Annotated in this window: 8 protein-coding genes and 1 pseudogene; 4 read left to right on the top strand and 5 right to left on the bottom strand. The window is 62.4% G+C overall.

Annotated elements, in window-relative coordinates:
• The first annotated feature begins 192 nt into the window (after positions 1-192).
• Positions 193-947, top strand: a protein-coding gene (locus tag CFR80_RS15445) for an IS5 family transposase (protein WP_085948215.1) whose coding sequence is annotated in 2 segments (ribosomal slippage) — positions 193-523 and positions 523-947 — 756 coding nt in all. Because the reading frame shifts where the segments join, the coding sequence is not laid out codon by codon here.
• 163 nt (positions 948-1,110) lie between these two features.
• A complete protein-coding gene (locus tag CFR80_RS15440; protein WP_010516851.1) occupies positions 1,111-2,532 on the top strand; it encodes an FAD-binding oxidoreductase in 1,422 nt (473 codons plus the stop codon).
• Between the two features lie 172 nt (positions 2,533-2,704).
• On the opposite strand, the gene CFR80_RS15435 is transcribed toward CFR80_RS15440, so the two are convergent.
• From CFR80_RS15435 to CFR80_RS15420, 4 genes are all read right to left on the bottom strand, one after another.
• Entirely contained in the window at positions 2,705-4,309 is a 1,605-nt protein-coding gene (locus tag CFR80_RS15435; RefSeq protein WP_110507652.1) for a tetratricopeptide repeat protein, read from the bottom strand.
• A 94-nt stretch (positions 4,310-4,403) separates the two neighbouring features.
• Positions 4,404-4,802: a DUF4112 domain-containing protein gene (locus tag CFR80_RS15430; RefSeq protein ID WP_010516847.1), complete on the bottom strand. Its 399-nt coding sequence runs from the start codon at positions 4,800-4,802 to the stop codon at positions 4,404-4,406.
• A 30-nt stretch (positions 4,803-4,832) separates the two neighbouring features.
• Positions 4,833-5,165, bottom strand: coding sequence for a SelT/SelW/SelH family protein (locus CFR80_RS15425; protein WP_029329760.1), 333 nt, complete (start codon positions 5,163-5,165; stop codon positions 4,833-4,835).
• A 91-nt stretch (positions 5,166-5,256) separates the two neighbouring features.
• A complete protein-coding gene (locus CFR80_RS15420; protein WP_110507653.1) occupies positions 5,257-7,359 on the bottom strand; it encodes a catalase in 2,103 nt (700 codons plus the stop codon).
• A gap of 176 nt (positions 7,360-7,535) precedes the next feature.
• On the opposite strand from CFR80_RS15420, the gene CFR80_RS15415 reads away from it, so the two are divergent.
• On the top strand, positions 7,536-8,360 hold the full coding sequence (locus CFR80_RS15415) for a creatininase family protein (RefSeq protein ID WP_050017687.1): 825 nt from the start codon (positions 7,536-7,538) through the stop codon (positions 8,358-8,360).
• Between the two features lie 52 nt (positions 8,361-8,412).
• Complete coding sequence (locus CFR80_RS15410) at positions 8,413-9,567, top strand: YVTN family beta-propeller repeat protein (RefSeq protein ID WP_010516839.1); 1,155 nt, start codon at positions 8,413-8,415, stop codon at positions 9,565-9,567.
• A gap of 168 nt (positions 9,568-9,735) precedes the next feature.
• Here the strand turns inward: CFR80_RS15410 and CFR80_RS15405 are convergent.
• Positions 9,736-9,890: pseudogene (locus tag CFR80_RS15405) on the bottom strand (IS701 family transposase); the annotation flags it as partial.

Below are 9,890 nucleotides of genomic sequence, written 5' to 3'. Positions count from 1 at the left end.
GTCGGTGTTCATCGCCAGCTCCCACTACAGCTGGTCTTCCATGAATCACCGATCGCATCCGTTGGGAATCCTTATTCCAAATTTTCTACCAAAGTAGTGTTAGGGCATGTCGTCAGTTGGCATCTGGCGCTATGAAGCCTGTAATCCCGTTTGATCTGTGATGTTTTCTCCCTGTTTTCAGGGAGAGAATGAATGCGACGATATGGCCTGAGTGACAGCCAGTGGGAACGGATAAAAAATCTTCTCCCGGGTCGTGAAGGTCATATCGGCGGAACGGCCGCCGATAACCGTCTGTTTGTGGAAGCCGTGCTGTATCGCTACCGTGCCGGCATTCCCTGGCGTGAGCTGCCTGTCCGTTCTGGTAACTGGAAAAACGTCCATCGGCGACTGCGTCGCTGGTGCGAAGGCGGCGTGATCAAACGGATTTTCCGGCATCTGGCCGCCGATCGCGACAACGACTACATGATGATCGACAGCACGATTGTCCGGGATCACCAGCACAGTGCGGAGGCGCGTAAAAAAGGGGCGCGGATCAGGCCAGCGGGCGGTCCCGTGGCGGACTGACTTCAAAAATCCACGCCATTGTCGATGCCGCAGGAATGGCGGTCGCCCTGTCCCTGACACCCGGGCAGAGAGCGGATATCACGGAAGCAGACCCCCTGCTGGATGAAGTCGACCCTGCAACCTTTATCGCCGACAGGGCTTATGACGCTGATCCGCTTATCGAAAAAATCGAAGAACGGCAGATCACACCAGTTATCCCTTCGAGGAAAAACCGACGCGATCCACGGAAACTCAGCTTCCGGCTCTACAAAAACAGAAACATCATTGAACGCGTCTTCGCCAGGCTGAAGCAGTTCAGGGGCATTGCAACACGCTACGACAGGCTGAAGTCAACATTCCTCGCAGCAGTGCAACTCGTTTCCGCCATCATCGGAACCAACTGACGACACGTCCTGGTGGTCTGATGCCAGTTCCCACGGGCATGGGGGCGTTGCGTCCGTTCATGTCATGCAGGGCATGTGCCGGGAACGCAGCAGTTGGCATGGTCATTGGCGTCGGTGTTGTTACAATGGCGTTTTGCCGTTTTCTGTCCGGATGAGTCCTCGAATGACCGATTGCCCTTCTTCCCCAGCCGACCGTCTTGCCAGTGTCCTGTCCACACTGCGCGAAAATGGCATGGCGGCGCGGATCAGTACATCCCACTCGGTGCTGGAAGCCCACAGCCATGGCGAGGCCATGGATGCCGCGAACCTGCCCGGCGCCGTGGTCTTTGCCGAAGCGACGGATGATGTCGCCACTGTCCTGCGGGCGTGCCATGCCCATCGGGTGCCTGTCGTGGCCTTCGGGGCCGGGACATCGGTAGAAGGACACGTGACCCCGGCGGATTACGCCATAAGCCTTGACCTGTCGGCCATGACGGACATCGTGGAAGTGAACGCGGAGGATCTGGACTGTCGCGTGCAGGCGGGCCTGACCCGACAGGCCCTGAATGCGCAGATCCGCGATACCGGCCTGTTCTTCCCGGTTGACCCCGGTGGGGAAGCCACGCTGGGTGGTATGTGCGCAACGCGTGCATCGGGCACGGCGGCCGTGCGCTATGGTACGATGAAGGAAAATGTCCTCGGGCTGACGGTCGTGCTGGCAACAGGGGAAGTCATCCGCACGGGTGGCCGTGTGCGCAAGTCCTCCACCGGGTATGACCTGACGTCCCTGTTCGTCGGATCGGAAGGCACGCTGGGGATTGTGACCGAGGTGCAGTTGCGCCTGCATGGACGGCCGGAAACCATTTCTGCAGCCGTGTGCCAGTTTGCCGACCTGAATGACGCCATACAGACCGCCATTGAAATCATCCAGTGCGGCATTCCCATCAGCCGCGTTGAACTGCTGGATGACGTGCAGATGGCGGCATCCATCCGCTATTCCGGCCTGACGGAATATGAACCGCTGACGACCCTGTTCTTTGAATTCGCGGGTGCGCCCGCAGCCGTGGCGGAGCAGGTGACCCAGACCGAGGGGATCGCCCTGTCCAATAATGGCCTGTCCTTTGCCTGGGCCGAGACGGCGGAAGACCGCACGCGGCTGTGGAAGGCGCGGCATGACGCATTCTGGGCCGCCAAGGCGATCGAACCGACCGCGCGTGTCATTTCTACCGACTGCATCGTGCCCATTTCCCGTCTGGGGGAACTGATTGCCGGTGTGCGGGAAGACATTGCCCGTTCCGGCCTGCGCGTGCCGCTGCTGGGTCATGTGGGGGATGGCAATTTCCACGCCCTGATCATTACCGACCATACACCCCAGGGCTACGGGCGCGCGCTGGATCTGGACCGGAAAATCGTATCCCGTGCGCTGGCGCTGGGTGGATCCTGCAGCGGGGAACATGGCGTAGGCATGGGCAAGCTGGAATTTCTGGAAACCGAGCACGGCGAGGGCACACTGAGCGTCATGCGCGCGCTGAAGAACACCATGGACCCGCACCACATCCTCAATCCCGGCAAACTGCTGCCGCCAGGGCGTGTGTATCAGGGCTGACCTGCTTGCGCTGGCTGGACCGGGCAGGGGTGGCAATCCCTGCCGCGCCCGGAAATTTTGTACCTTGCGGCTGACTGTAACAGTCAGACAGCTGCGTCATAGTCTGCAGGATGTTTCATGAACAGCCGCAGATATGCAAAGAGGCCAACAGCCACAAAAGCAACGACGCTCCCTATCGCCGGTTGCGGGCATCGTCCCGGCGTGCAGCAGGGAAGTCACGCTTGGACAGCATGCTGCACAGGCGATGGATCACATCATCCCATTTTCCGCTGTGGATCTGGCGTATGATACGCAGGGTAGGATACCACGGGCTGTCCGTCCGGCCCGAAAGCCAGCGCCAGCAGTTATCGAACCGGTCCAGCAGGATAACGGGACACCCCATCGCCCCAGCCAGATGGGCAACCGATGTATCAACCGATACAACCACATCCAGCCCCGCGATCAGCGCGGCCGTATCGTCCATGTCACGCACGCTTTCCATCGGGTCATACAGGCGCATGCCCGCGGGCATGTCGTGCATCTGCCGGGCATAGGTACCTTTCTGCAGGCTGACCAGACTGATCCCGGCCATTCCGGCCAGCGGTGCGAATTTCCGCAGCGGGATCGACCGTCGGCGGTCCATGGCATGGGCCGCGGGAATGTCAGGGCGGCTGGCCCCACCCCAGACCAGCCCCACGCGCAGGTCCGTGCCCATGGGCAGGAATGGCGCCCACTGCCGCACCAGTTCCGCGCTGGCGTGCAGGTAGGGCACGCTGGCTCCCGCATGGCCAGGCGTGTTGCGCAGGACATGCGGCAGGCTGAGGAAGGGGCAGTGCCAGTCATGTGGCGGCAGGGATATCCGTTCACTGAATACGCGCCGGATGCCTCCCATGCGCCGGATCAGGCCATGCAGCGTATCGGGGGCCTGAATGCTGACCCGCGCGCCCATGCTCACCAGCACGGGGACGAAGCGCATCATCATCAGCATATCCCCCAGTCCGCCTTCACGGGTGATCAGGATGGATCTGCCCCGCAGGTCGGCATCCGGCGGCAGGACAGGCAGCATGCGCTGTTCGGGCAGGCGCTGGCGGCCCGGCATTTTCCGCCGCCATTCATATTCGGCCCAGCCATCATCCATGTGGCCGCTTTTCAGTAGCGCCAGTGCATGGTTCATGCGCAGCCGCGCATCATCGGGGCGCAGCGCCAGCGCGCGGGAATGCGCCGCCAGTGCCGCATCCAGCCTGTTCCATGCGCCCAGCAGGTAGGCAAGGTTGGCCTGCGTCATGGCGCTGTCGGGATGGTGCTGCACAATATAGGACAGCAGGTCGTGCGCGGCCGCGAATTCCCCCTGTTCCATAAGGCAGACGGCCATGAGGTTGCCGGTACTCAGCTGTGCGGGCGACAGGGCCAGACCCTCGGCCAGGACTTCCTGCGCTTCCGCCGTCCGGCCGCGTTGCAGCAGCAGTTCCCCCAGCATGTCATGGGTGCGGATGTCCTGTCGCGCGCGCTGGCGGACGGCGCGCAGCACTGCCTCGGCTTCCTCCACCCGGTCATGCGGCAGCAGCAGGCCCAGCATATCATGTGCCGGATGGCGCGCGCCGGGATTGGCCACGGCCTGGCGGCACAGCAGGCGGGCGGCTTCCTGCACGCGGTTGCAGCCCGCATGGGCATGCGCCAGCAGGATTTCAACACGCGGGGAGGGACGGCAGTCCTCCAGAATGGAACGGGCATGGGCGAACTGCCCCCGACGCAGCAGGTCCAGCGCAAGCGCCAGTGTATGGTCAGGTGTGCCGGACATATGGGGCAGGGATCTGGTGCGGAAGAAAACGGATCATGCCATGTTGTGTCTTATATCGGGCCTGCCGCGCAAGGGGCGTGGCACCCCGCCATGATCATGGCATTTCGGGCGTGGTCAGGCCGAAATGCTGTTCCAGCAGGGTGACGTTGCGCAGGTCCGCCTTGAAGGCGGTGTCGAATACATCGCCCAGCACGGGCACAAGGTCGGCTGCGGCTTCCACCACAACATTGGCCAGCATGCGTACAAGGGTGGGGCGGCCCACCCCCAGACGCCAGCTTTTCCATACGATGTAAAGTGAGGGCAGGAGCATGAGCGCCGTCCCGCCCACGGGCAGAAGCCCGATCAGCGTATCCAGTCCCCAGCGCGCCTTCGTGCCGGGAATGCGGAAGGCTGCGTCAAGCAGCGTCGCAAGCCTGCGCAGGCGCGCCACTTCCTGACGGATGTCGTGGCTACCCGCGGCGTGCGCGGCGGTGGGGGCATATGATGTGATCATACCGGTTAGTATGGTGTGGGCGGGGGGACGTTACAATGTGCCCGGCGGGTCGTGTGGCGCTGTTTTTTCACGGTCGATATGGCCCATGTCCCGGTCGGGGGCGATGATGTCCCGCACGCGCTGTTTCAGTTCCTTTGGTCCCGGGAAACCGCCATCGCGCTTGCGTTCCCATATGGTGTGGCCGTCAACCGTGATTTCAAAATGGCCACCGCTGCCGGGGACCAGGGTGACACTGCCCAGATCCTCGCCAAAGGTGGACAGCAGTTCCTGCGCCATCCATCCCGCCCGTAGCAGCCAGTTGCACTGCGTGCAGTACACGATGGAAACATGGGGCCGGTGGGCCGGCGGGGTATCAGTGGTCATGGGATGCTGCTTCCTGCCTGTCCTGTTGCCGGGCATACCCTGTCCGGCTGCCCCCTTATTGTGGGGGTTGGGGGCAGCCGGGTGCAAGGGGTCAGACGGCGTGGACGTGGCTTTCGCGTTCCCACAGGCGCAGTGCGCCGCAGGTCTGGATGAAACGGGCCGCGTCCTGCGCGCTGTGTATGGCGATCACGCCGTTGTCGCGTGCCTTGGGGTGCAGCCCCGCTGCGGCCAGCACGATTTCGGCGGCATCGTTATGCGCAATGAACTTGGCATGGGCAAAGGCATCGGAAATGAAGTCGCGCATGGTGGCTTCGTGGCGCAGGACATTTGCCCCTTCAACCGTCGGTAGCAGGGCAACGGCGTCATACAGCACGGAAGGGCCGCCATTGATTTTCTGCTGCGCGGTCAGGTCGTGGCCCGCGCTGTCCTTCAGGCCGCCCACGGTGGGCGCGATCAGTTCCACCGTGGCATCCGCATTTTCGGCGGCATCGCGCAGGGCGGCCAGCAGGGTCGCGTCCACCCCGTTCGTGACGACAATGCCCAGCTTGCGGCCGGCAAAGCTGTCCGGTCCGTTTTTCAGGATGCTCAGCGCAGGCGATGGCTCCAGCCCCTCAACCACGGGCCGCGCCGCCGTCGCGGGTGCAGGCAGGGGCGACAGGCCCAGCCCCTTCGCCACCGCTTCGGCCAGCCCACGATCCACATGCAGCAGGTGGCTGACCATGCGCGCGCGGATGGCTGGGGTTTCCACCTTGCTCAGTTCAAAGACGAATGCATCACGCATATGCGTCTGTTCCACCGGGGTCTGGCTGATGAAGAACTGCCGGGCCTGGCTGTAATGGTCGGCAAAGCTTTCGGAACGCTGGCGCACCTTCTGGCCTGACACGGCATCGGGGTAAGACCGGTATCCATCCACGCTTTCACGCGGGCCACCGGTGGGCTGGGACCACGAATTGGGTTCGTAATTGGCCCTGCCCTTCGGGTTGTGCATGGCCATGTGCCCGTCCTGCTGGAAATTGTGGAACGGACATTTGGGCGCGTTTATGGGGATATGCGTGAAGTTGGGGCCGCCAAGGCGCTTGGTCTGGGTATCAAGGTAAGAGAAATTGCGCCCCTGCAGCAGTGGATCGTTGGTGAAGTCGATGCCGGGCACGACATTCTGGGTGCAGAAGGCAACCTGTTCGGTCTCGGCAAAGAAATTGTCGGGCATGCGATCAAGCACCAGACGGCCCACGCGGCGGACGGGCACCTGTTCCTCCGGGATCAGCTTGGTGGGATCGAGGATGTCGAAGGGGAAGCTGTCGGCAAACTCGTCATCAAACAGCTGCACGCCCAGTTCCCATTCCGGGAAATTGCCGCTGGTGATCGACTGCCACAGGTCGCGGCGGTGAAAATCAGGATCGGCACCGTTGATCTTGAGCGCCTCGTTCCACACGACGGACTGCAGGCCCAGCTTCGGCTTCCAGTGGAATTTGACGTAGGTCGAGCGCCCTTCGTCATCGATCAGGCGGAAGGTATGCACCCCGAACCCTTCCATGAAGCGGAAGGACCGCGGTATGGCACGGTCGGACATGGCCCAGCAGACCATATGCGTGGCTTCGGGCGACAGCGATACGAAATCCCAGAAATTGTCATGCGCGGTCTGGGCCTGCGGAAAGTCACGGTCGGGTTCCTGCTTGGCTGCATGGACAAAATCGGGGAATTTGATGGCATCCTGTATGAAAAAGACAGGGATGTTGTTGCCCACAAGGTCCCAGTTGCCCTGCTTTGTATAAAGCTTGACGGCAAAACCGCGCACATCGCGCACCACGTCTGCCGATCCCTTGTTGCCCGCCACCGTGGAAAACCGGACGAAAGCTGGAGTGCGTTCGCCCACGTTGCGGAAGATATCGGCCTTGCACACATCGGCCAGACTGTCGGTCAGTTCAAAATACCCGTGGGCGCCATAGCCCCGGGCATGGACCACGCGTTCGGGTATGCGTTCATGGTCGAAATGGAAGATCTTTTCCCGGAAATGGAAATCCTCCATCAGCGCCGGTCCATTGGCGCCCGCGCGCAGGGTGTTCTGGTCATCCGATACCGCGATACCCTGCTGGGTGGTCATGACGGGGGTTTCACCGCCCGCGGTCTGGCGGGTTTCGCCGCCTGCTCCGACATGCGTGGTGGAGGGGGCAGGGGTATGTGATGTCTTTTTCATGATGGCGTGCGGGTCCGTGCAGGTTGGAAAAACAGGCAGGTGTGAGGGAAGATTCGACGTGTCCAACGGACCGGGGCGGGCAGGGTTCCATTCCCGTGCGGCATGACGGTTGCCAACAGCGCGGGGACAGGGCACAGGGGCGGCACGGATCACGTGTCGGGGGAGTGCTGCCGTTCATGCGTATGTTTTCTGGTTTCCTGTCCGGGCTGGCGCTGGCGCTGGTGCTTGCGGGATCGTCCGCGCGGGCGTCCGCGCCGGATACGGTTGATTTTGCCGACCTGACATGGACCGAAATCCGCGATGCCGTCCATGCGGGTGACACCACAATCATCATTCCCGTCGGCGGCACGGAACAGAGCGGCCCCTACATTGCGGTGGGCAAGCACGACGTGCGGGCCATGATCCTTGCGCGCCGCATTGCCCGGACCGCAGGCCATGCCCTGGTTGCGCCGGTGGTGGCGTATGTGCCCGAAGGGGGCACGTCGCCGCGCACGTCGCACATGCGCTTTCCCGGCACGATCAGCATTACGCCCGCAATCTTCCGGGCCCTGCTCTCGGATGCGGCCGAAAGCTTCCGGGTACAGGGTTTCCGCCGCGTGGTGCTGATTGGCGACCATGGCGGCTATCAGAAGGACCTGCGCGCGGTGGCGGATACGCTCAACCGGCGCTGGCTGTCGCAGGGCGCGCACGTGCTGTATGTCGCGAATTATTATGACGTGGTGCCGGGGGCCTATTCCACCTGGCTGCGCCAGCACGGGCATGCGGCGGAAGTGGGCATGCATGCCGACCTGTCCGATACGTCGCTCATGCTGGCGCTGGACCCCGACCTTGTGCGCACGCAGGCCCTGCGGGCGGCAGGCATGCCCACCCCGGCACAGGGCGTGTACGGCGGTGACCCCCGACAGGCCAGCGCGGCACTGGGGCAGGTGGGCGCCGACATGCAGGTGGCGGCGGCCGTGGCGGCCATGCAACACGATCCAACAGGACAGAATTCGCACTGATTGCACCGTCGGCACGGCGTGCTATAGGGGCCGCAAGGAACAGGATCACACTATGATACAAAAGAAAAAACTGCCGGTTCTGGGGCTGGGCACGCTTCTGCTGCTGGGCGGCAGCGCGCTTGCGCAGGCCGTGGACACCATTCCCGGAATGCCACCCGTGGTGGACCCGAAAAACATCTATACCGAAACGCGGGCCGGGAACCTGAATCCCGAAGTCGCGCAGGATCCGCCGCGTATCTATGTGCCCAACCTGCGGTCGAATAATGTGTATGTGATCGACCCGCAGACATACAAGGTCGTCGCACGCTTCAAGGTTGGCAAAAGCCCGCAGCATGTCGTGCCGTCATGGGACCTGCGTACCCTGTGGGTCACGAACAATGCCGAAGGCACGACCAATGGCAGCCTGACGCCCATCGACCCGCGTACCACGCAGCCGCTGCCCAATGTGGCGGTGGATGATCCTTACAACATGTATTTCACCCCCGATGGCAAATCCGCGATTACGGTCGCCGAGGCACGTGAACGGCTGGATTTCCGTGACCCGCATACAATGGAAATGCAGGGTTCGGTCTCCGTTCCGCAGTGCAAGGGGGTCAACCACGCCGATTTTTCGATTGACGGGCGCTATGCCATCTTCACCTGTGAATTTGGTGGCTACCTGGCCAAGGTCGATACCGTCAACCGTACGGTCATGGGCTACCTGAAACTGTCGGGCGGCGGCATGCCGCAGGATATCCTGACCGCGCCGGACGGCCATAAATTCTACGTGGCGGACATGCATGCGGACGGAGTGTTCGTGATTGATGGCGATACGTTCCGTGAAACGGGGTTCATCCCTACCGGTGTCGGCACGCATGGCCTGTATCCCAGCCGCGATGGCACCAGAATGTATGTGGCCAACCGCGGATCACACAAGATCCACGGCCCGCCGCATGGCAAGGCGGGCGGGGTCAGCGTAATTGACTTCGCAACCGACAAGGTGGTGGCCAACTGGCCCATTCCCGGCGGCGGCAGCCCCGACATGGGCAATGTCAGCAATGACGGCGGGACGCTGTGGCTGTCCGGCCGGTTTGATGACGTGGTCTATGCCATCGACACCACGACGGGGGCGACACGCAAGATTCCCGTCGGGCAGGAACCGCATGGCCTGACCGTGTGGCCGCAGCCGGGACGGTATTCCATCGGGCATACCGGAATCCTGCGTTAATGGCCTGAATAAAGGGTTCCGGGTGCGGACTTTCTAAAAAAGCGGCACCCGGAAGATCTTTCAACGGACCGGATGCCCTAGCACTACTTTGGCAGAATATGTTGCGAGGTCTGGAGTAGAAGGTTTCCACAGTGCGGGCATTGCCCGGTGGGTAGTCGCAGGATGCGATCAAGAATGGCCTGTCGTATTGCTGGCAGACTGGGCTGTGGCGGTGGGCCGGTGATTCTTTTTTTTCCGCCCGACCGCCGTAAGGCGCCGGGACTGGAGAAAGGCGTAGGCCATCATGGACATCAGGGCGTGTCGGTGCAGGCCTGTCCATGATC

It is taken from the genome of Komagataeibacter oboediens, assembly GCF_003207815.1.
Lineage (GTDB): Bacteria > Pseudomonadota > Alphaproteobacteria > Acetobacterales > Acetobacteraceae > Komagataeibacter > Komagataeibacter oboediens.
The sequence above is the reverse complement of the archived record's forward strand: the minus strand, read 5'-3'. Positions and strand labels throughout refer to the sequence as shown.

What these genes read in the sequence shown, in the direction of transcription:
- CFR80_RS15440 (WP_010516851.1), top strand. Translation starts at nt 1,111, where the DNA reads ATGACCGATTGCCCTTCTTCCCCAGCCGACCGTCTTGCCAGTGTCCTG.
- CFR80_RS15435 (WP_110507652.1), bottom strand. Translation starts at nt 4,309, where the DNA reads ATGTCCGGCACACCTGACCATACACTGGCGCTTGCGCTGGACCTGCTG.
- CFR80_RS15430 (WP_010516847.1), bottom strand. Translation starts at nt 4,802, where the DNA reads ATGATCACATCATATGCCCCCACCGCCGCGCACGCCGCGGGTAGCCAC.
- CFR80_RS15425 (WP_029329760.1), bottom strand. Translation starts at nt 5,165, where the DNA reads ATGACCACTGATACCCCGCCGGCCCACCGGCCCCATGTTTCCATCGTG.
- CFR80_RS15420 (WP_110507653.1), bottom strand. Translation starts at nt 7,359, where the DNA reads ATGAAAAAGACATCACATACCCCTGCCCCCTCCACCACGCATGTCGGA.
- CFR80_RS15415 (WP_050017687.1), top strand. Translation starts at nt 7,536, where the DNA reads ATGCGTATGTTTTCTGGTTTCCTGTCCGGGCTGGCGCTGGCGCTGGTG.
- CFR80_RS15410 (WP_010516839.1), top strand. Translation starts at nt 8,413, where the DNA reads ATGATACAAAAGAAAAAACTGCCGGTTCTGGGGCTGGGCACGCTTCTG.